This window comes from Rhizobium tumorigenes, from assembly GCF_003240565.2.
Taxonomy (GTDB): Bacteria; Pseudomonadota; Alphaproteobacteria; order Rhizobiales; family Rhizobiaceae; genus Rhizobium; species Rhizobium tumorigenes.
This window is the reverse complement of record NZ_CP117255.1, coordinates 3,094,172-3,115,269: the sequence shown is the minus strand read 5'-3', so window position 1 is coordinate 3,115,269 and position 21,098 is coordinate 3,094,172. Positions and strand designations below refer to the sequence as shown.

The following is a 21,098-nucleotide window of genomic DNA, read 5'->3' as shown; positions in this document are numbered from 1 at the left end:
ACCGACGGAGTGGATCGTCGACGTAGTTGGCACTGATGTGACCGAGCGCTTTACATATACGCATATGCCGGCCGGCGAGCCGTTGTGGACTTTGACATGGGGTGAACCCTTGCCAGTGGCCTAGCCAGACTTTGGCATTTGTTCCTTCCAAGGACGCACGCAACAAGCGTCACGGTGACGTCAGCCCCGGCCAATAGTGGGGTCGCGTTAGCCTTGATCACGCTGAAACGCCGTCGGCGTGCACAGATCCTTATCTTTTTGCCGATTGATCTGCTAGGGAGAGCTTCAAGAGAAAAACAAGAGGGTCGATCAAGCCCTCTTTTTGGCCGTCAGGCACAACTTTTAGCATCCAAGGACACACGATGATTACGCTCACACCGACTCAGATCAGAGGGTTGAAGCTTGCCAAGGACGGGAAGCTTTTTCCGCTGCCACCGAAGAAGTGGACTCACCTGAATGCCGTGGTGACCTATGCCAAGACCGACCGCTTCAAGGAGCGGCCGCAGAAGGTTAAATTCCTCACCAACACCACCCTGGAAGAACTGCGCGAAATGGGTCTCATCGAGCGTTGCAACCAGGAAGAATCGCCGGAACTGGACTGCCATGAAATCACCATGGCGGGTAAGATCTGGCTGATGCGCAACAAGTAGGCATCCCCGCAGGGCTCATAGCCACGCCTTGTCAGGCAAGCGGTATTTCAAATCAAGAGAAGTCATGTCGCCGGCATCGGCGGCTTCGCCGTGTCCAGCAGAGATGGCAACTCCGTCCATCTCAGCGTGCGATCGGCCCATTTGCTCTCCTCGGAAAGAGCGTTGAGCCGCTTCGCCAATGTCGCAACCAGATAGGCCCAAAAAAGCTCGGTTTTTCTGCGCAGATCCTCCACGCATGGACGCGCGACGGCCAGACTCTGATTTTCGACCGCCGATGCCTTTTTCTTGTCTCCCAACTCGTCTAAGTCTTTGACAGCTTAGATAGAGGGAGACTGTTGCATGGCCGGGGAAACAATTCTCGTTGTGGGGGGTGCCGGCTATATCGGCTCGCACACCTGCCTCGATCTCGCAAACAAGGGTTTCGTGCCCGTCGTCTACGATAATTTCTCGAATGGTCATCGCGAGTTCGTCAGATGGGGGCCGGTCGAGGAAGGCGATATTCGTGACCGCGCCCGCCTTGACGAGGTGATCGCCCGGCACAAGCCGGCAGCCATCCTGCATTTTGCAGCGCTGATCGAAGTGGGTGAATCCGTCAAGGATCCCGTCGCGTTTTATGAAAACAACGTGGTCGGCACGCTGACCCTTCTCTCCGCAGCGCAAGCCGCGGGCATCAAAGCTTTCGTTTTCTCCTCCACCTGCGCCACCTATGGTCTGCCGCAGAGCGTACCTCTCGACGAGACCCACCGGCAGGTGCCGATCAATCCCTACGGCCAGACCAAGTATATCGTCGAGCAGGCGCTATCCGACTATGACCGCTACACCGGCTTCCGCTCGGTGATCCTGCGCTATTTCAATGCCGCCGGTGCTGATTTCGAGGGTCGCGTCGGCGAATGGCACAAGCCGGAAACCCACGCAATCCCGTTGGCAATCGACGCGGCCCTCGGTCGCCGGGCCGGCTTCAAGGTGTTCGGCAGCGATTACGAAACCCGCGACGGCACCTGTGTTCGCGACTATATCCACGTTCTCGATCTCGCCGATGCCCATGTTCGCGCCGTCCAGTACCTGCTCGATGGCGGTGATTCCGTGGCGCTCAACCTTGGGACGGGTACGGGAACGACGGTCAAGGAACTGCTGTCGGCCATCGAGGACGTCACCGGCAAGCCGTTCCCGGTAGAGTATGTCGATCGCCGCGAGGGTGATTCCACGACGCTCGTCGCAAACAACGACCATGCCAAGGCCGTGCTCGGCTGGGCACCGCAATACGACCTGTCGCAGATCATTCAATCGGCTTGGAACTGGCATGCAAAATCCAATCATCACTGACCAGAACCCTTCGGAACGGCCAAATGTGCTGTTGATCACCGCCGACCAGTGGCGCGGCGATTGCCTTTCGGCTGTCGGCCATCCCGCCGTGCGGACGCCGAACATCGATGCACTGGCTGCGGAAGGCGTTCTCTTCAAGCGCCATTTTGCCGGCACCGCACCCTGTTCGCCGGCGCGGGCAACGCTCTATACCGGTCTCTACCAGATGAACACGCGTGTCTGCCGTAATGGGTCGCCATTGGATGCTCGCTTCGATAACCTGGCGCTTGCCGCCCGGCGCGGCGGCTACGAGCCGACCCTTTTCGGCTATACCGATACGGCGCCCGACCCGCGCAGCCTCCAAGGTGCCGATCCGCATATGACGACCTATGAGGGCGTCCTGCCCGGCTTTACCGCCCGCCAGCTGCTGCCGGAGCACGAGAAGCAGTGGCTGTCCTGGCTGAGGGCGCGCGGTCATGACGAGGCGACCAGTCGGGACATCCATATCCCTGTCGGCGCCAGCCCCGGCGAAATCTCGAACGGCGCGCCGTCCTATTCGAAGGATGAGACCCAGACGGCCTTTCTGATCGGCGAGTTCGAGCGCTGGCTCGGCGAGCAGGAGGCGCCTTGGTTTGCGCATGTGTCGCTGCTGCGGCCGCATCCGCCGTTTTCCGTACCTGCGCCCTACAACACGATGTTTACGCCCGAGGACGGTCCCGAGTTTGCGCGTGCCGAGACGGTGGCAGACGAGCATGCTCTGCATCCCTATCTCGCCTATGCGATGCCGCAAAATAACCAGGGCTACTATATCCATCGTGGCGACGGTCCGCTCAGCGACTGGTCGTCAGAGGATTTTCGCGCCATCCGGGCCATCTATTACGGCATGATTGCCGAGGTCGACGCGCAGATCGGACGTGCTTGTCAGGCGCTGAAGGATGCCGGCGTCTGGGACAAGACCGTCATCATTTTCACCTCCGACCATGCGGAAATGGCCGGAGACCACTGGACGCTGGGCAAGGGTGGCTTCTTCGACGGCAGCTATCATATCCCGCTGGTGGTCCGCGATCCCAAGGCAACCGGCAACGGCACCGTCATCGAGCAGTTCACCAGCTCGGTGGATATCTTTCCGACGCTCTGCGACAGGCTTGGCCTCGATGCGGACAATCACCTCGATGGCGAGACACTGGTGCCGTTCCTGAACGGCGAGGCGCCCGCCGGCTGGAGGGATGCGGCATTCTGGGAGTTTGATTTCCGCGATATTCGCCACTCTCTGCCGGAGCAGCATTTCGGTCTGCGGCCCAACGAATGCAATCTGTCGGTCATCCGCGATGCGGCCTTCAAATATGTCCATTTCGCCGGCCTGCCGCCGCTGCTGTTCGACCTGCAGGCCGATCCGGCTGAGCTCTACAATCTGGCGGAAGAGCCTGCCTACCTTGCTACCCGGCTGCGCTATGCCGAGCGGCTTCTATCTGTCCGGGCCCGGCATCTCGACCAGACGCTGGCTTATACGGAGTTGACGGAAGACGGGCCGGTGACATACCGACCCTGATCCGCAATCGGCGAGATCGGGACGTCAGCCTTGCGGGCCGAGATAGTCCCTCTTGCCGATGGTGAGGCCCTGGTTTCGCAGGATGGCGTGAGCCATGGCGACGTGGAAATAGAAATTCGGCAATGCGAAGCTTGCGAGATAGTCGTCGCCCCGGAACGTCGTAGCGACTCCACCAGGCGATATCGTCACCTCGCGGGTCTCGCTGCCTTCGAGCGCGTCGGCAGCAACCGAGGACAGGAATGCTGTCGTCTTTTCCACACGGGCGCGCAGTTCGGCGATGGTCGTTTCGGTGTCTTCGAAGCGCGGCGCTTCGATGCCGGAGAGGCGCGATACGGTCAGCTTGGCCGTGTCAGAAGCGCGCTGGATCTGGCCTGACAGCGTCAGCATGTCGGGTGCCAGGCGGGCCTCGACCAATGTCGCGGGATCCTTGCCTGTTTCCGTCGCGTAGGAATCTGCTTTGTCGAGATAGGTCGTGAGCGTGGCCAGGCCACGCTGAAACACCGGAATGCTCATGCGGTACATCGAAAGCGCCATGGAAATCTCCCTTGTAGTGCAGCGGGCGATGGGTCGCCGTCGTTGCCGCCCTTAGGTGGTGCGTTCGACGCAGGATGCCACCGCTATTTTTATTTTCTCCGGGGGATGGCGAATCCTGTCAGCCTTTTTATGCTGGCCGCTTCCGATGGATCGGCAGCCTGCCCAGGATAGCATATGCAACTCGTGTTCGACGGCCATAACGATGTTCTCCTGCGACTATGGTCGCATCAGAAAAAGGGGAGCGATCCGGTCGCCGAATTCCGGGACGGAACGACCAGCGGGCACATCGACGCAGCGCGGGCAAAAGCCGGCGGCCTCGCCGGTGGACTTTGCGCCATCTACATTCCCTCCGGCGATCTCGTCTTTGCCGAGCCGGATCGCAACGGTAATTACGTGACGCCGATGGCAGCTCCGCTCGAGCGCTCTCCGTCGCTGGACATTGCCCATGAGATGGCCGCGATTGCGCTGCGCCTAGATCGTGATGGCGCGTGGAAGCTTTGCAGGTCGATCGGCGATATCCGCGAGTGCATGGTAAAAGGCGTCTTTGCCGCGGTGCTGCACATGGAGGGCTGCGAGGCGATCGATGCGGATCTGGTCGCGCTGGAAACATTCCATGCCGCCGGCCTGCGCTCGCTCGGTCCGGTCTGGAGCCGCAACAATGTCTTTGCCCACGGCGTACCTTTCGCCTTCCCCATGTCGCCGGATACCGGGCCCGGGCTGACACAGGCAGGCTTCGCTCTCGTCCGGCGCTGCAACGAGCTCGGAATTTTGATCGATCTCGCGCACATTACCGAGAAGGGCTTCTGGGACGTGGCAAAGACCACCGACCAGCCGCTGGTCGCCAGCCATTCCAATTCACACGCACTGACGCCGGTAGCGCGCAACCTCACCGACCGGCAACTCGACGCCATCAAGGAAAGCCGCGGCATCGTAGGATTGAACTACGCAACCGCCATGTTGCGCGCCGACGGACGCTCCGAGGCCGATACGCCGCTCGAGGATATGGTGCGCCATATCGATCATCTCGTGCAGCGCATGGGAATCGACTGCGTCGGTCTCGGATCGGACTTCGATGGGGCAACCATCCCTGACGAGATCGGCGATGCTGCCGGCAACCAGAAGCTGATTGCTGCGCTTCGGAACGTTGGTTATGGTGAGGACGATCTGGTTAAATTATGCCGGGAAAACTGGCTTCGGGTGCTGGCGTCCGCCTGGGGGGAGACGAGCGGTCACTGAGTTTTCGCAGAAATAAGACTTTAAAAAACAGGGGAATAGAAAATGATCATCAGCACCATCCACCGCAACGTCCGTCTCCTTGCGGCAAGCGCCTCGATTTCAATCCTTATGGCAGCAGCCCCGGCAACTTCGTTTGCTGCGACGCCGAAGGACACGCTGGTCGAGGGCTTCGCGTTCGACGACATCATCAGCATGGACCCAGGCGAGGCCTACGAACTTTCGACCGCCGAAATCACCGGGAATACCTATAGCCTCCTGGTCCGCCTAGACGTCGCCGACACCACGAAGGTCAAGGGCGATCTAGCCGAGAGCTGGACAGTGTCCGACGATCATTTGACCTACACATTCAAGCTGAAGCCGGGCTTGAAATTTGCCTCGGGCAATCCGATCACTGCCGACGACGTCGCATGGTCGTTCGAGCGCGCAGTCAAGCTCGACAAGAGCCCCGCCTTTATCCTCACCCAGTTTGGCCTGACCGGCGACAACGTTGCGACCAAGGCGAAGGCTGTGGATGCGACAACCTTCACCCTCACGGTCGACAAGGCCTATGCGCCGTCCTTCGTCCTCAATTGCCTGACCTCCACAGTCGCCAATGTCGTCGACAAGAAGCTCGTGCTCGACCACGTCAAGGCCGTCACGCCGTCGGCCGACTACAAGTACGACAATGATTTCGGCAACGAGTGGCTGAAGACCGGCTATGCGGGCTCCGGCCCCTTCAAGCTGCGTGAATGGCGCGCCAACGAAGCGATCGTGCTGGAACGCAACGACAATTACTACGGTGAAAAGCCGAAGCTTGCCCGCGTCATCTATCGCTTCATGAAGGAAAGCTCCGGCCAGCGGCTGGCACTCGAGAACGGCGACATCGATGTTGCCCGCAACCTCGAACCGGGCGATCTTGATCAGCTTATCAAGGAAGGCAAGGTGTCCGTGACCAACGCTCCTAAGGGCACGGTCTATTACATCAGCCTCAACCAGAAGAACCCGAACCTTGCCAAGCCAGAAGTCCAGGAGGCGTTCCGTTACCTGATCGACTACGATGCCATCGGCAAGACGCTGATCAAGGGTGTGGGCGAAATCCGCCAGACGTTCGAGCCGAAGGGCGTGCTTGGCGCGCTCGAGGAAAAGCCGTTCACGCTGGACGTCGCCAAGGCCAAGGAACTACTGGCCAAGGCTGGCCTCAAGGACGGCTTCACGGTCACCATGGACGTGCGCAATATCGAGCCGATCACCGGCGTTGCCCAGTCGATCCAGCAGACGCTGGGACAGGCCGGCATCAAGCTCGAGATCATTCCGGGCGACGGCAAGCAGACCCTGACCAAATATCGTGCCCGCAACCACGATATCTATATCGGCAACTGGGGCATGGATTACTGGGATCCGAATTCCAACGCGGAAACCTTCACCACCAATCCGGACAATTCCGACGACGGCAAGACCAAGACGCTGGCCTGGCGCAACACGTTCGTTACTCCCGAGCTCGACAAGATCACCCGGGCTGCCCTGTTCGAGCCGGATGCCAACAAGCGCGCTGCGATGTACCAGGACGTGCAGAAGAAATTCCTGCACAACAGCCCGTTTGCGATTATTTTCCAGCAGATCGAAGTCGCTGCCTACAAGAAGGACCTGAAGGGCTTTGCGCTCGGTCCGAGCTTCGACACCAACTTCGTCTGGCCGATATCGAAGGAGTAGTCCGGAAGGATTGGTCCCTTGAGTACAGTTGAACGCAGGATGGAGGTGCGGCCCGCGACTGGCCGCACCATGCCCATCGTAAAGGCCGTGCTACGCTTCGTCGGCATCGCCATCACCACCTATCTCGGTCTTCTGGCCGTCACCTTCTTCATCGGCCGCGTGGTGCCGATCGACCCGGTTCTCGCTATCCTCGGCGACCGGGCGCCGGCGCATGTGATCGAGCGGGTGCGGCGTGAGCTTGGCCTCGATTTGCCGCTCTACGAGCAGTTCTACATTTATCTGAAGGGTGTGCTGTCCGGCGATTTCGGCACCTCGGTGCTGACGACGAACCCCGTCATGACCGATATCCGTCGCGCCTTTCCGGCCACGCTCGAATTGGCGACGCTCGGGACGATGATCGGTTCGGTGATCGGCGTGCCGCTCGGCGTGCTGGCCGCCGTGCGCCGTGGCAGCCTGATCGACCAGCTGGTGCGCGTCATCGGGCTCGTCGGTTATTCTGTGCCGATCTTCTGGATGGCGCTGATTTCGCTGGTGATCTTCTACGCCAAATTAAAATGGGTAGCCTTTCCCGGCCGCATCGATATCACCTACGAATATACGTTCACGCCGATCACAGGCCTGTTCCTGCTCGATTCCGCCTTGCAGGGCGAATGGGACGTCTTCGCTGATGTCTTCCGCCACATCATCCTGCCGGCATCCCTGCTCGGCTATTTCTCGCTGGCCTATATCAGCCGCATGACGCGCAGCTTCATGCTGAACGAGCTCGGCCAGGAATATATCGTCGCAGTGCGGGCCAAGGGCCTCTCCGAAACCCGGGTCATCTGGGCGCATGCGCTGCGCAACGCGGCGGTCCCGCTGGTGACTGTCATCGCGCTGTCCTATGCCGGCCTGCTTGAGGGGTCGGTGCTGACCGAAACCGTGTTCTCCTGGCCGGGCATCGGCTTCTACATCACAAACTCGCTGCAGAACGCCGACATGAACGCCGTGCTTGGCGGCACCATCGTCATCGGCACGGTGTTCATCGGTATCAATCTCCTGTCCGATATCCTCTACCGAACACTAGACCCAAGGACACGACGCCAATGACGGGTCCAACCTCACCAATAGCGCCACTCACCCGCCGCCAATGGCTGCTCTCCGACCGGCCGCAATCGCGACTGCAGGCGAGGCTTGGCCGCGCCTATATCACCTGGCGCCAATTTTCCGCCAACCATCTGGCCGTGCTCGGCCTGGTGATTATCCTTGCCCTGTTGTTCATCGCCGCCTTTGCCGACGTCATCGCCACCAAGTCGCCTGTCATCGGCGATCTCGCCAATGCCCGGCTGTTGCCGCCCGGCGCCCAGGGCTATCTGCTCGGCACTGACGACCAGGGACGCGATATCTTTTCGCGGATCATGCACGGCTCGCGTCTGACACTGCTGGTGATTGTGCTTGTCGCTATCATTTCGGCACCGATCGGGCTGCTGATCGGTACGGTGTCCGGTTATGTCGGCGGCTGGCTGGATGCGGTGCTGATGCGCATCACGGATATATTCCTCGCCTTTCCGAAGCTCGTGCTGGCGCTCGCCTTTGTCGCGGCCCTCGGCCCAGGCATCCAGAACGCCATCATCGCCATCGCCATCACCTCCTGGCCACCCTATGCCCGTATTGCCCGGGCCGAGACGATGACGGTGCGGCGCTCCGACTATATTTCAGCCGTCCGGCTGATGGGCGCCTCGCCGCTGCGGATCATTTTCCGCCATGTCATGCCGCTCTGCATCTCGTCGCTGATCGTCCGGGTGACACTCGATATGGCTGGCATCATCCTCACCGCAGCCGGCCTAGGCTTCCTCGGTCTCGGCGCTCAACCGCCGCTGCCTGAATGGGGCGCGATGATTGCGTCCGGCCGCCGCTTCATCCTCGACCAGTGGTGGGTGGCGGCAATGCCTGGCTTTGCCATCCTGGTCGTCAGTCTCGGCTTCAATCTGCTCGGTGACGGTTTGCGCGATGCGCTCGATCCGCAGGAGAGCGGCCGATGACCATGCTGACAGTCGACAATCTGAAGGTCAGCTATCCGACCCGCACGGGTGTGATCGAGGCCGTGCGCGGTGTTTCCTTCACCCTCGGCCGCGAGCGGCTCGGCATTGTCGGCGAAAGCGGCTCCGGCAAGTCGCAGACCGGCCGCGCCATCATGGGCCTCACCCAGTCACACGGGATCGTCACCGCCGATACGTTGAGTTTCAACGGCATAGACTTGTTGAAAGCCTCGCCCAAAGAGCGACGTGCGCTGCGCGGCAAGCGGATCGCCATGGTGCTGCAGGACCCGAAATATTCGCTCGATCCCGTCATGACGATCGGCAAGCAGGTTTGCGAAACGTTGCGAACGCATGAGCGCGTCAGCAAGGCGGAGGCCCGCGACCGGGCGCTCGCCATGCTGGAAGCAGTGCAGATCCGTGAGCCGCAACGGGTTTTCGACCTGCATCCGCACGAGGTTTCCGGCGGCATGGGGCAGCGGGTGATGATCGCCATGATGCTGATTGCCGGCCCGGAATTGCTGATCGCCGACGAACCGACCTCCGCGCTCGACGTCACGGTGCAGCTCGATGTCCTTCGCATCATGGACAAGCTGGTATCCGAGCGCGGCATGGGGCTGATTTTCGTATCGCACGACCTGCGGCTGGTGTCTTCGTTCTGTGATCGCGTCATCGTCATGTATGCAGGCAAAATCGTCGAGGAATTGCCGGCGTCCGAACTGCGCAATGCCCAGCATCCCTACACGCGGGGCCTGCTGAACTGCATGCCCGTCATCGGCGAGGATCGCCATCCGCTGCCGGTGCTCGAGCGCAAGCCGGAGTGGGCGCTATGACCACCACCCTGTCGATCAACGATCTCAGCGTCATCTATGACGGCTACTACGCACTGAACGCCGTCAGCATCTCCGTCGACAAGGGCCAGTCTTTCGGGCTGGTGGGCGAATCCGGCTCCGGAAAATCGACGCTTCTGCGCGCCGTCGCGGGCCTGGCACCGGTCAGCGAAGGCACGATCCGCATCGAAGGCGAAACCCTGAAGGGCGCAAAGCGTAGCAAGAGCTTCTACCGCGAGGTGCAGATGGTGTTTCAGGACCCTTACGGGTCGCTGCATCCGCGCCAGACGATCGACCGGCTGCTTCTCGAACCCTTGCTGATCCATGGGATAGACGATGGCGAACGGCGCATTACCCGGGCGCTCGACGAAGTCGGCCTCGGTGCCGGATTTCGCTTCCGCTATCCGCACCAGCTCTCGGGCGGTCAACGCCAGCGGGTGGCGATTGCCAGGGCCCTGATCGTCGAGCCGTCGATTTTGCTGCTGGATGAGCCGACCTCGGCACTCGATGCTTCCGTGCAGGCGGAGGTGCTCAATCTTCTCGAGCAGATCCGTCGCGATCGCAATCTGACCTTCGTGATGGTGAGCCATGATCTCGGCGTCGTCACCCACATGTGCGACCGGCTTGCCGTCATGCAGAACGGCTCCGTGGTCGAGCGGCTCGCCTCGGTCGATCTTGCTGCCGGCCGCGTCTCGGAAGAGTACACACGCAATCTCATGATCGCCAGCAAGGGTTTTGCCCGGGCTTAAGTATCTGTTTTTACCTTTATATTTTTTGATTATGGTTAACAGATGGTTTAAACACGACCAACGCCATAGACTATTGACAGCTGCCGCATTTCTGTCATGATCTCGTTAACGGCGGTTAACTTTCGTGATCGCCAAGGTCTGGAGGTGCAGTATGTTTTTCATGGGCGGCATGACCCTTGGTTACCTTCACCCGCCCGTCCGGGCAAAGCGCATCGAAGCCGGTGCTTCCGTGGCTGACGAGGAAACCGCTGTCATACAGCGCCAGCAGTTGGCGCCGACAGTCGTCGACGGAGCCATTGAGCGGACCCTGCTCTGGGCTCGTCGCATTCTTTGCTAGTTCTCTGTTTTGACCCTCGTGAAGATTAATTTTTTCACTCCGGGGCAGAGGGCGGAAATCTATCTCTCCCAATGCGACCGTCGATCCCCGATAACAGTGGCTCACACTCGCGCGCAACATTCTAACGGAGGCAGGATATGGCAAATATTGGTCTGTCAAACGCGTCTGTAGACGAACTTGTCCCGTCTTCCGAGCGTCGTCGCCTTGCGGTCACGGCCGGTATCTCCAAACGGCGCCGGTGGGAGGCGGTCCTGCACGTGGTGCTTTTTGCGGCCGCGTTCGTGTTCGTTGCCGCCATGGTGTGCGGCATCGGGACCTGAGGTCGTTTGCTCGCTGATCCCGATCCTGCGGCTTACGCGATGCGGATTTGATTTAGACATCCAATACGGCGGCCAAATCGGCCGCCGTTCGTCGTTAAATCCCCCTGCAGCTCAGAAATTCTGAATGTCCAGATAGCAAGCATTCGGCGAAACAAGTAAGCTTGGATGTCGAGCAGCATGGGATATTCGGATGGAAAACAACAAAGCGACGCGCAACAGCGTCGAAGCGACGGCAGCGTCGAGTAAAACAACCCCAGCCAAGCCGATCCTGAAGCAGGATCCGCATTCCCTGCGCGACCCCAAGGAAAATAATCTCGAAGTGGCCATTGGCCGCGAGGTCCGTGCTTTCCGCAAAACCCTTGGTATTACCGGCGCCGATCTGGCTTCCGCCACCGGCATCTCGCTCGGTATGCTGTCGAAGATCGAAAACGGCAACACCTCGCCGTCACTGACGACACTCCAGTCGCTGGCCGCCGCATTGGGCGTTCCCGTCACCGCCTTTTTCCGCCGGTTTGAAGAGGTGCGCAACGCGGTTTTCGTCAAGGCAGGGGAGGGGCTGGAGATCGAGCGACGGGGCACGCGTGCCGGGCACCAGTACAACCTGCTCGGCCATATCGGCAACAGTGCCAGCGGTCTGCAGGTCGAGCCGTACCTCATCACCCTGACCGCTGATTCAGACGTCTTTCCGGCCTTCCAGCACGACGGCCTGGAACTCATCTACATGCTGGAGGGTGAGGTGAAGTACCGCCATGGCGACAAGCTCTATACGATGCTGCCGGGAGACAGCCTGTTCTTCGATGCCGACGCGCCGCACGGTCCAGAGGTTCTGATCACCCTGCCGATCCGCTTCCTGTCAATTATTTCCTATCCAGAAAGGGTCGGTGTATAAGGCCCGACCGCCGTCCTGCACAATCTCGTGCGTCAGTTCAGTTTAAGTTCATCTTTGCCGGCCTATGTGAGTAGGCACGTCTCACGCTGGCTTCCAGCCGGCGAGATTCGCGGTGCAATTTGGGGAATGTATGATGAATTTGATCGCCTTGATGTAATCTTGCCGCCGCGCTCACTTGATTTATATTGAGTGCTTCCAAGATTTCATGGAGCGGGTGAACCACGGCGTGATGCCGCGGTCCATGAGGTCCGTGAAAATCTCCGCCGAATTTGGTCATGCAGCGGTAAAGTTGCCATTTGCAAATACCTGGCGCCTGGTGGGCTCCGGGGTTTGAACTCAGAATGGTGATCGCGCTATGGCTCTGCAGGCGAATGCTCTTTACCCCGTTTGGATCCAGACCGCCCCATGTCAGCTGAAATTTCCCCGACTACTTCGCCGCGCGCTCCTGAAGCCAAGCTTGTCGATCTCAACGATTCGATACGCGCAAGCTTCCTGTCCAACGACCAACTGAGGGAGTGCGGGGAAGCCTTCGCGCGAGACGGCGCAGATACTCTGCCGAATTTCAAGCCCTTCGAGTTCTTCGCCCGCCATCGTGAAAACGAAACGGAAATCCTGCGCGTCTATCGCGCTGCTGCTGCGGATGTCGAGGCAGGCCAGTCCATCACGCCAGCGGCGGAATGGCTTCTGGACAATCATTACATCGTCGAAGAAGCGATCCAGGAAGTTCGACGGGATTTTCCGAAGAAATTCTATCGCCAGCTGCCGACGATAACCATACAGGGCATGGTTATGCCGCGCGCGCTCGCTGTGGCCTGGCTCTATGTCGCCCATACCCATAGCCAGATCTCCTACAAAGGCTTGATGGCCATCGTCGATGGCTTCCAGGAGCACGAGATCTTCAAGATCGGCGAGCTCTGGGCGCTGCCGTCACTGGTGCGTTACGTACTGGTCGACAATCTGCGTCGCATCTCGATCCGGGTCGAGCACAGCCGCCGCATGCGCGGCAAGGCCAACGAGGCGGCCGACGAAATGATCCGCCTCGCCGAGCCCGCAAAATGCGCAGAATATCTGAAATCGCTGGAACCGCTGACGAGGGATAATACCTTCGCGACGCAGTTCCTCTACCGCCTGCGCGACGGATCGCAGACATCGAGCCTTGCCATCGACTGGCTCGAGCAGCGGATGGCGGCAGCCGGTACCGGCTCCGAAGAAGTCATGATGGCCGAGCACACGCGGCTCGCCGCCGGCAATGCCACCATGGGCCATATCATTCGCAGCCTGCGCGAAATCGATGACACCGAATGGTCCGTCTGGGTCGAGGAAGTCAGCCAGGTCGACAAGCTGCTCTGGACAGAGACAGACTATGGTGCGCTCGATGCCGGGTCGCGCAACAAGTACCGCAAGCAGATCGAAAAGCTGGCGCGCCGGTCCGACAAGACCGAAATCGAAATCGCCCAGATTGCCATCGACATGACGGCTGCGGCCAAGGCGTCTGCCGAGCCCCAGTCTCACGAACCGAATGTCGGCGGCTTCCTCGTCGGCACGCAGCGCATGAAGCTGGAAGAGGCGATCCGCTACAGGCCATTGCCGGTGCAGCATTTTGTCCGCCAGGTCCGCAGGCTTCGCTGGTTTGCAATCGCCGGTCCGGTCGTGTTGCTGACCATTCTTGCCATGGCAATTGTCGGCACCTTCATGGTGCGCGCCGGCATGGGTGCGGCTGAGACGATCGTCCTGCTGCTGATGTTCTCGCTGCCTGCCTCCGAAGGCGCCACGGGGCTCTTCAACACCCTCATCACCCTTTTCGTGACGCCGGTCCGGCTTGTTGGATACGAATTCAAGGAGGGCATCCCCGAAGACGCCCGCACCCTGGTCGTCGTCCCGACGCTGATCTCCAATCGCGACAGCGTCGACGAACTGGTGCGCAATCTCGAGGTCCACTATCTCGCCAATCCGCGCGGAGAAATCTATTTTGCGCTGCTCAGCGACTGGCCCGACAACAAGGTCGAGGAGACGCCGGCCGATCTGGAAGTGCTGGATTACGCGCGCCGCGAAATCGGCAACCTGTCGCAGCGCTACAATTTCGACGGCAAGACACGGTTTTACCTGCTGCACCGTCGTCGGCTCTATAATCCTGCAGAAGATGTGTGGATGGGCTGGGAGCGCAAGCGCGGCAAGCTGCACGAGTTGAACCTGCTGTTGCGGGGCGACCGCGACACGACATTCCTGCCCGGCGCCAACGTCATTCCGAAGGACATCCAGTATGTCATGACGCTGGATTCCGACACACGCCTGATGCGCGATACCGTGACCAAGCTCGTCGGCAAGCTCTACCATCCGATCAACCGGCCTGTGGTCGATCCGGAAACCAAGCGCGTCATCAGCGGCTACGGTGTTCTCCAGCCGCGCGTAACGCCGTCGCTGACGACAGGTAAGGACGCGTCCGTCTTCCAGCGCGTCTTTTCGATCAATCGCGGCCTTGACCCTTACGTCTTCACCGTTTCCGACGTCTACCAGGATCTGGCCGGCGAAGGCACGTTTACGGGCAAGGGCCTTTATCACGTCGACGCCTTCGAAAACGCCCTGCGCGGCAAGATCGACGAGAACTCCGTTCTCAGCCACGATCTGCTTGAAGGCTCGATGGCGCGCTGCGCGCTCGTCACCGACTGCGAACTCGTCGAAGACTTCCCGATCCGCTATGAGGTCGAGGTTTCGCGTCAGCACCGCTGGGCGCGTGGCGACTGGCAGCTGCTGCCATACATCTTCAATCCCTCGCGCGGCATTACCGGCCTCGGACGCTGGAAGATGTTCGACAACCTGCGCCGCTCGCTGACGCCGATCGCATGGTTCTTCGCGTCCGTGCTCGGCTGGTATCTCATGGCACCGTTCTCGGCGCTGATCTGGCAGATCGTGCTGATCTTCTGCCTCTTCGTCGCTCCGACGCTCGGTCTTATCAACGGCATCATCCCGCGCACCAGCGATATCGTCGCCCGCGCCCACCTCTATACTGTCTGGACAGACATCCGCGATGCCAATGCCCAGGTGGCGTTGCGTATCGTGTTCCTGGCGGATTCCGCCTGCGGCATGGCAGACGCCATTGGCCGGTCCATCTACCGCACCTTCGTCAGCCGCAAGCTCATGCTGCAGTGGCGTACGGCTGCAAGCGCCCAAGCTGCGGCCCAGACGACCATTCTTGGCCACTACAAGGTCATGTGGCAGGCGCCAGTTCTGGCGGTGCTCGCCCTCGGGCTTGCCGCACTCAGCGGCAGCAACGCCTATCTGGTCGGCATCCCCTTTGTCGTCCTCTGGGTCCTGTCGCCGGCCGTCGCCTACTATGTCAGCCAGTCGGCGGAAACCGAAGACCAGCTGCATGTCTCGGAGCATGTGTCGACTGAGTTGCGCAAGATTGCGCGCCGCACCTGGCGCTATTTCGAAGCCTTCGTCGTCGAGCAGCAGAACTTCCTGCCGCCGGACAACGTCCAGCAGACGCCGCACGCCGTGGTCGCCCCACGGACGTCGCCGACCAATATCGGCGTCTATCTCCTGTCGGTCGTGTCAGCCCGTCATTTCGGCTGGCTGTCGTTCGAGGAGACAATCACCCGTCTCGAGCAGACGATCGCCACCGTTGATCGGATGGAAAAATACCGCGGTCACCTGCTCAACTGGTATCATACGGATACGCTGAAGACGCTCGGGCCGCGCTATGTCTCGGCCGTGGACAGCGGTAACCTTGCCGGCCATCTGATTGCCGTTTCCTCTGCATGCCGCATCTGGGCAGAGGCACCGTCGGCGCATATGCAGGGCAACCTCGATGGCGTCGGCGATGTCTCCGGTGTTCTCCAGGAAATCCTTGCCGACCTTCCCGACGACCGCAAGACCGTGCGTCCGTTGCGACGCCGTCTCGAAGAGCGCATCATCGGTTTCCAGAACGCACTTGCTGCGGTCAAGCGTGAGCACGAGTTCGCCTCGATCCGCGTCATCAACCTTGCCGTGCTTGCCCGCGATATCAAGAAGCTTGCGGCCAATCTCGACCACGAGGTTAAGTCCCAGCAGAGCGCTGAAGTCATCCGTTGGTCGGAATCGCTGATCCAGGTGTGCGAAGGCCACATCGCCGACAGCGTCTTCGACCTCTCCAATGTCGAGGCACTTCGCCAGCGGCTGATCAACCTGCGCGATCGTACCCGCGATATCGCTTTCTCGATGGACTTCGCCTTCCTGTTCCGGCCGGAACGACGCCTGCTGTCGATCGGTTATCGCGTCGAAAGCGGCGAGCTCGATGCTGCCTGCTACGATCTGCTGGCTTCTGAAGCCCGCCTTACCAGCCTCTTTGCCATCGCCAAGGGCGATCTGCCGACGGAGCACTGGTATCGTCTCGGCCGTCAGGTCGTGCCAGTCGGCTCGCGTGGTGCGCTGGTGTCGTGGTCGGGCTCGATGTTCGAATACCTGATGCCGCCGCTTGTCATGCAAGAGCGCCAGGGGGGTATTCTCAACCAGACGAACAACCTGATCGTCATCGAGCAGATGAATTACGGCCGTCGCCTCGGCGTGCCGTGGGGGATCTCGGAAGCGGCCTTCAACGCCCGCGACCATCAGATGAACTATCAGTACACCAACTTCGGCGTGCCCTCGCTCGGCCTGAAGCGTGGTCTCGGACAGAATGCCGTTATCGCGCCCTATGCCTCGTTGCTGGCCGCCATGTACGATCCGGAGGCAGCGCTCGAAAACCTCAACCGACTGCGCAAGGTCGGCGCTCTCGGCATGTACGGCTTCCACGATGCCGTCGATTTCACGCCAACCCGCGTCCCCGACGGCAAGAAGTTCGCGATCGTCTACAACTACTATGCCCACCATCATGGCATGTCGATCGCAGCCGTTGCCAACGTTGCATTCAACGGCAGGCTTCGCGAGCTGTTCCACGCCGATCCGGTGATCGAGGCCGCCGAACTGCTGCTGCAGGAAAAGGCACCGCGCGACATACCTGTCATGGCCGCCAAGCACGAGACCGATGCTCCGGCCAACATCCAGGAAGACCTGCTCAAGGCTGAAGTCCGCAAGATCAGCAATCCTGCGCGCCAGGACCGCGAAATTGCTCTTCTGTCGAACGGCCACTATTCCGTCATGCTGACCGCGACAGGTTCAGGCTACTCGCGCTGGAACGGTCTTGCCGTTTCGCGCTGGAAGCCCGATCCGACGGAGGATCGCTGGGGCACTTTCATCTTCCTGCGCGATACGGTCTCCCACCAGTGGTGGTCGGCGACATCTGAGCCGCGCAGCATCGAGGGCGAGAAGGCCAGCGTCATCTTCAGCGACGACAAGGCAGAGTACAGCAAGACGGTTGGCGACCTGACCTCCGACGTCGAGTGCATTATAGCCACCGACCACGATGCCGAAGGTCGACGCGTCACGCTGCACAATGCCGGCTCCGAGGACCGCTTCATCGAAGTGACGTCCTATCTCGAGCCCGTCATCGCCAACGAGGATGTCGACGCAGCCCATCCGGTCTTTGCGCGGATGTTCGTCAAGACCGAAATCGGCGAACTTGGCGACGTCATCCGTGTCGAGCGTAACAAGCGCGATCCGAACGAACCGGACATGACGATGGCCCACATGGTCGTCGACAATGCCGGCTCGGAACGACCAACTGAATTTGAAACCGATCGCCGTCGCTTCATAGGACGCGGCCGCAGCCTCGGCGAAGCTGCCGCCTTCGATCCGGGCACAAGCCTCTCCGGCACCGATGGATTTACGCTCGACGCCTGCCTTTCGCTGCGCCGTGTCATCCGCGTTCCGGCCGGCAAGAAGGTCAGCGTCATCTTCTGGACGATCGCTGCCCCGAACCGCGAAGATATCGACAGGGCTGTCGAGCGCTTCCGCAATCCCGATGCATTCGGTCAGGAAATGGTTCATGCCTGGACCCGGACACAGGTTCAGATGCGCCAGATCGGCGTGACTTCGCAACATGCGAAGATATTCCAGCACTTGGCCCGTTATCTGGTTTACCCGGATATGCACCTGAGGGCTGAAGCAGCCGTGGTCCACGCAGGGCTGCAGCCGCAGTCGGCGCTGTGGCCGCTGGCGATCTCCGGTGATCACCCGATCTTTACGCTGCGCATCAACGACGATATCGATCTCGAAATCGCCAAGGAAGCGCTGAGCGCCCAGGAATATCTGCGTTCGCGCGGCATCACCGCCGATCTGGTGATCATGAACGAGCGGGCTGCGTCCTATGCGCAGGACATGCAGCATGATCTGGATGCGCTTTGCGAATCCGTCCGCCATTCGAGCCAGGGCGAGGGCCTGCGGCCGCATATCTTTGCAGCGCGCAAGGACCTGATGGAGCCTGAAACCTACCAGGCAGTGCTGGCGGCATCGCGCGTCGTCTTCCATGCCCGCAACGGTACGATCGTCGACCAGATCACCCGTGCGCCCTCGCTTGCGACATCAGCGCATACCGGCGAACCCGAAATGCGGCGTACCGCTGTAGTTGCCACCGCGACACAGCCGGATTCGGCGCCGGCTTCGATGGTAGACAAGGGTGACCTGGACTTCTGGAACGGCTATGGCGGCTTCTCCAGCGACGGCCGCGAATATGTCGTGCGCCTGTTCGGCGGCCAATCGACGCCGCAGCCGTGGATCAACGTCATATCCAACGAAAATTTCGGCTTCCATGTTGCAGCTGAGGGTGCTGCTTTCACATGGAGCGCGAATTCCCGTGACTACCAGCTGACCTCATGGTCCAACGACATGGTCATCAATCGTCCGGGCGAGGCACTCTATGTTGCCGATCTAGTCAGCGGTGCTGTCATGACGCCCTATGCCGCCCTGTCGCGCCGTCCATCCATCACGTTCGAAGCCCGTCACGGCCTAGGCTATTCGGTCTTCACCAGCGTGCAGGACGAAATCTCGCTCGAGGTCACCCAGACGGTTGACCGGACACGTCCTGTAAAGATGACACGCCTGCGTCTGCGCAACGAGGGCACGGCGGTCCGCCGTCTGCGTCTCTACAATTATGCAGAATGGGTTCTCGGCAACAATCCGCGCAAGACAGGGCCCTTCATCCTGTCGTCGCAGGATGCCGAGACCGGAGCGCTGTTTGCGAGCAACCCCTACAGCATCGACTATTCGCGCCATGTCGCCTTCATGGCGGCCAGCGAAACTGCCGGTAGCATCTCTTCCAGCCGCCGTGAGTTCATCGGTCGGGCCGGTTCTATCCAACTGCCGCAGGCGGTCGTCTCTGGTGCGGTTCTCTCCGGCTCACTCGATCTTGAGGGCGACCCGTGCGCCGCGATGGCCATCGACGTGACGCTGGAGGCTGGCGAACAGCGGGATATCTGCTTCTACATGGGCGATACTGCGTCCACTGAAGAGGCTCGCGCTCTCGTGTCGGCAATCCGGTCGGAGAGCTTCGACGACCTGCTCGAGGCCAGCAAGACTTTCTGGAACGGCTTCACAGGTCGGCTGCAGATCTCAACGCCCGACAAGGCGATGAACAACATGGTCAATGCCTGGCTCCCCTATCAGAGCCTCGGTTGCCGCATCATGGCACGCACCGCCTTCTATCAGGCGAGCGGCGCCTTCGGCTTCCGTGACCAGTTGCAGGATACGCTGGCGTTCCTGACGCACTCGCCGGAGCTTGCCCGCAAGCAGATCCTTAATGCTGCCTCGCGCCAGTTCCACGAAGGCGATGTCCAGCATTGGTGGCTGCCGGGAACAGGCGCCGGCGTCCGGACCCATATCTCGGACGACGTGGTATGGCTCGCCTACGCCATCAACCAGTACTGCACCGTGACCGGTGACCGCGCACTGCTCGACGAGGAACTTGCCTTCGTCGAAGGCGCTTCCCTGACATCGGGGATGCATGATGCCTTCTACAAGCCGGAGATTTCTTCGGACAAGGTCAGCCTCTACGAACATGCAGCGCTGGCCCTCGACCTTGCTATCCGTCGCAAGGGCGGAAACGGCTTGCCGCTGATCCTCGGGGGCGACTGGAACGACGGCATGAACCGCGTCGGCATGCTCGGCCGTGGTGAAAGCACATGGCTTGGCTGGTTCCTGGCGGGTACGCTGACATCCTTCATCCCTTATGCAGAAGCCCGTGGCGACAGCGAGCGCGTTGCACGCTGGTCGGCCCATCTGAGGGAACTGAAGAAGGCGTTGGAAACGGCAGGCTGGGATGGCGGTTACTATCGTCGTGGCTATTTCGATGACGGCACACCGCTCGGTTCGAACGAGAACTTCGAATGCCAGATCGATTCGATTGCCCAATCCTGGAACATTCTGTCAGGCGAAGGCGACCGGGCTCGTGGTGAAAAAGCCATGGATGCCGTTCTCGAGCGGCTGGTGGATGACGACAAGGGCATTATCCGGCTGTTTACACCGGCATTCGCCAAGTCGCCGCGCGATCCCGGCTACATCAGGTCCTATCCGCCGGGAGTTCGCGAAAATGGTGGGCAGTATACCCATGCCGCGACCTGGGTTGTACTGGCGCTGGCTGAAATGGGTCGTGGTGACGATGCGTGGCGTTGCTTCAACCTGCTCAATCCCGTCAACCACGCTCTGGACAAAGCTGCGAGCGACCAATACCGGGTCGAACCCTACGTGGTTGCTGCCGATATCTACGGCGAAGGACAGCTGGCCGGACGTGGCGGCTGGAGCTGGTACACCGGCTCTGCGGGCTGGATGTACCGTGTCGCCATCGAAGGTTTGCTGGGGATCCGTGTCGCCAATGGTCACCTTTACGTGAAGCCCGCCTTACCCTCGGCATGGGACGGCTTTACGGCTGAACTTGATCTTTCAGACACAGAATATCGCATTTCGGTCTCAAAACTGTCCAATGCGGCAGGCTACCTTGTCACTATCAACGGTAAGGAGATCGCCAATCCCGACGAAGGATTCGCGATCGGCCAATAGTCACTCTTTTTTGAACCGACTCGAATTGACGCAGGCGGCCAAAAGGGGGAACCCTTAGGCCGCCTTCGCGTTTCAAGCCCGAACAGGAGAGAAC

At 60.5% G+C, this 21,098-nt stretch carries 15 protein-coding genes; 13 read left to right on the top strand and 2 right to left on the bottom strand.

The genetic code is table 11. The annotated features are described in order from the left end of the window. The first annotated feature begins 362 nt into the window (after positions 1 to 362). Positions 363 to 650, top strand: a complete 288-nt coding sequence (locus PR017_RS15220) for a hypothetical protein (RefSeq protein WP_111222061.1) — start codon at positions 363 to 365, stop codon at positions 648 to 650. A 62-nt stretch (positions 651 to 712) separates the two neighbouring features. On the opposite strand, the gene PR017_RS15215 is transcribed toward PR017_RS15220, so the two are convergent. Next, complete coding sequence (locus PR017_RS15215; RefSeq protein WP_111222060.1) at positions 713 to 946, bottom strand: hypothetical protein; 234 nt, start codon at positions 944 to 946, stop codon at positions 713 to 715. Between the two features lie 43 nt (positions 947 to 989). Between PR017_RS15215 and galE the strand changes: the two genes are divergently transcribed. Then, positions 990 to 1,973, top strand: a complete 984-nt coding sequence (galE, locus tag PR017_RS15210; RefSeq protein ID WP_111222059.1) for a UDP-glucose 4-epimerase GalE — start codon at positions 990 to 992, stop codon at positions 1,971 to 1,973. Then, on the top strand, positions 1,951 to 3,501 hold the full coding sequence (locus PR017_RS15205; RefSeq protein WP_111222058.1) for an alkaline phosphatase family protein: 1,551 nt from the start codon (positions 1,951 to 1,953) through the stop codon (positions 3,499 to 3,501). Before galE ends, PR017_RS15205 begins: the two co-directional genes overlap by 23 nt. 24 nt (positions 3,502 to 3,525) lie before the next feature. Here the strand turns inward: PR017_RS15205 and PR017_RS15200 are convergent, their stop codons facing one another. Next, on the bottom strand, positions 3,526 to 4,035 hold the full coding sequence (locus PR017_RS15200) for a DUF1993 domain-containing protein (RefSeq protein ID WP_111222057.1): 510 nt from the start codon (positions 4,033 to 4,035) through the stop codon (positions 3,526 to 3,528). 174 nt (positions 4,036 to 4,209) lie between these two features. On the opposite strand from PR017_RS15200, the gene PR017_RS15195 reads away from it, so the two are divergent. From PR017_RS15195 to PR017_RS15150, 10 genes are all read left to right on the top strand, one after another. Beyond that, entirely contained in the window at positions 4,210 to 5,271 is a 1,062-nt protein-coding gene (locus PR017_RS15195) for a dipeptidase (RefSeq protein ID WP_111222056.1), read from the top strand. 42 nt (positions 5,272 to 5,313) lie between these two features. Next, positions 5,314 to 6,960: an ABC transporter substrate-binding protein gene (locus PR017_RS15190; protein WP_111222055.1), complete on the top strand. Its 1,647-nt coding sequence runs from the start codon at positions 5,314 to 5,316 to the stop codon at positions 6,958 to 6,960. Between the two features lie 18 nt (positions 6,961 to 6,978). Beyond that, positions 6,979 to 8,046 carry an ABC transporter permease gene (locus PR017_RS15185; protein WP_425070001.1) on the top strand — a complete coding sequence of 356 codons (1,068 nt, stop codon included), beginning with the start codon at positions 6,979 to 6,981 and terminating at the stop codon, positions 8,044 to 8,046. Continuing rightward, entirely contained in the window at positions 8,043 to 8,978 is a 936-nt protein-coding gene (locus PR017_RS15180) for an ABC transporter permease (RefSeq protein ID WP_111222053.1), read from the top strand. The genes PR017_RS15185 and PR017_RS15180 overlap by 4 nt, the downstream gene beginning before the upstream one ends. Beyond that, entirely contained in the window at positions 8,975 to 9,805 is an 831-nt protein-coding gene (locus PR017_RS15175) for an ABC transporter ATP-binding protein (protein ID WP_111222052.1), read from the top strand. Before PR017_RS15180 ends, PR017_RS15175 begins: the two co-directional genes overlap by 4 nt. Next, the gene (locus PR017_RS15170; RefSeq protein WP_111222051.1) at positions 9,802 to 10,551 is read left to right on the top strand and encodes an ABC transporter ATP-binding protein; all 750 of its coding nucleotides are present in this window, start codon (positions 9,802 to 9,804) and stop codon (positions 10,549 to 10,551) included. Before PR017_RS15175 ends, PR017_RS15170 begins: the two co-directional genes overlap by 4 nt. 151 nt (positions 10,552 to 10,702) lie before the next feature. Beyond that, entirely contained in the window at positions 10,703 to 10,888 is a 186-nt protein-coding gene (locus tag PR017_RS15165; protein WP_111222050.1) for a hypothetical protein, read from the top strand. Between the two features lie 137 nt (positions 10,889 to 11,025). Next, complete coding sequence (locus PR017_RS15160; RefSeq protein ID WP_111222049.1) at positions 11,026 to 11,208, top strand: hypothetical protein; 183 nt, start codon at positions 11,026 to 11,028, stop codon at positions 11,206 to 11,208. A gap of 190 nt (positions 11,209 to 11,398) precedes the next feature. Further along, positions 11,399 to 12,097: a helix-turn-helix domain-containing protein gene (locus PR017_RS15155; protein ID WP_206423221.1), complete on the top strand. Its 699-nt coding sequence runs from the start codon at positions 11,399 to 11,401 to the stop codon at positions 12,095 to 12,097. A gap of 405 nt (positions 12,098 to 12,502) precedes the next feature. Continuing rightward, positions 12,503 to 21,004 (top strand): glycoside hydrolase family 94 protein, encoded by an 8,502-nt coding sequence (locus PR017_RS15150; protein WP_111222048.1) that lies wholly within the window; start codon positions 12,503 to 12,505, stop codon positions 21,002 to 21,004. Positions 21,005 to 21,098: the final 94 nt, after the last annotated feature.

Bases quoted from the DNA above. Each gene is read 5' to 3' on its own strand.
- PR017_RS15220 (WP_111222061.1), top strand. From the start codon at position 363: ATGATTACGCTCACACCGACTCAGATCAGAGGGTTGAAGCTTGCCAAG.
- galE (WP_111222059.1), top strand. From the start codon at position 990: ATGGCCGGGGAAACAATTCTCGTTGTGGGGGGTGCCGGCTATATCGGC.
- PR017_RS15205 (WP_111222058.1), top strand. From the start codon at position 1,951: ATGCAAAATCCAATCATCACTGACCAGAACCCTTCGGAACGGCCAAAT.
- PR017_RS15200 (WP_111222057.1), bottom strand. From the start codon at position 4,035: ATGGCGCTTTCGATGTACCGCATGAGCATTCCGGTGTTTCAGCGTGGC.
- PR017_RS15195 (WP_111222056.1), top strand. From the start codon at position 4,210: ATGCAACTCGTGTTCGACGGCCATAACGATGTTCTCCTGCGACTATGG.
- PR017_RS15190 (WP_111222055.1), top strand. From the start codon at position 5,314: ATGATCATCAGCACCATCCACCGCAACGTCCGTCTCCTTGCGGCAAGC.
- PR017_RS15180 (WP_111222053.1), top strand. From the start codon at position 8,043: ATGACGGGTCCAACCTCACCAATAGCGCCACTCACCCGCCGCCAATGG.
- PR017_RS15175 (WP_111222052.1), top strand. From the start codon at position 8,975: ATGACCATGCTGACAGTCGACAATCTGAAGGTCAGCTATCCGACCCGC.
- PR017_RS15170 (WP_111222051.1), top strand. From the start codon at position 9,802: ATGACCACCACCCTGTCGATCAACGATCTCAGCGTCATCTATGACGGC.
- PR017_RS15165 (WP_111222050.1), top strand. From the start codon at position 10,703: ATGTTTTTCATGGGCGGCATGACCCTTGGTTACCTTCACCCGCCCGTC.
- PR017_RS15160 (WP_111222049.1), top strand. From the start codon at position 11,026: ATGGCAAATATTGGTCTGTCAAACGCGTCTGTAGACGAACTTGTCCCG.
- PR017_RS15155 (WP_206423221.1), top strand. From the start codon at position 11,399: ATGGAAAACAACAAAGCGACGCGCAACAGCGTCGAAGCGACGGCAGCG.
- PR017_RS15150 (WP_111222048.1), top strand. From the start codon at position 12,503: ATGTCAGCTGAAATTTCCCCGACTACTTCGCCGCGCGCTCCTGAAGCC.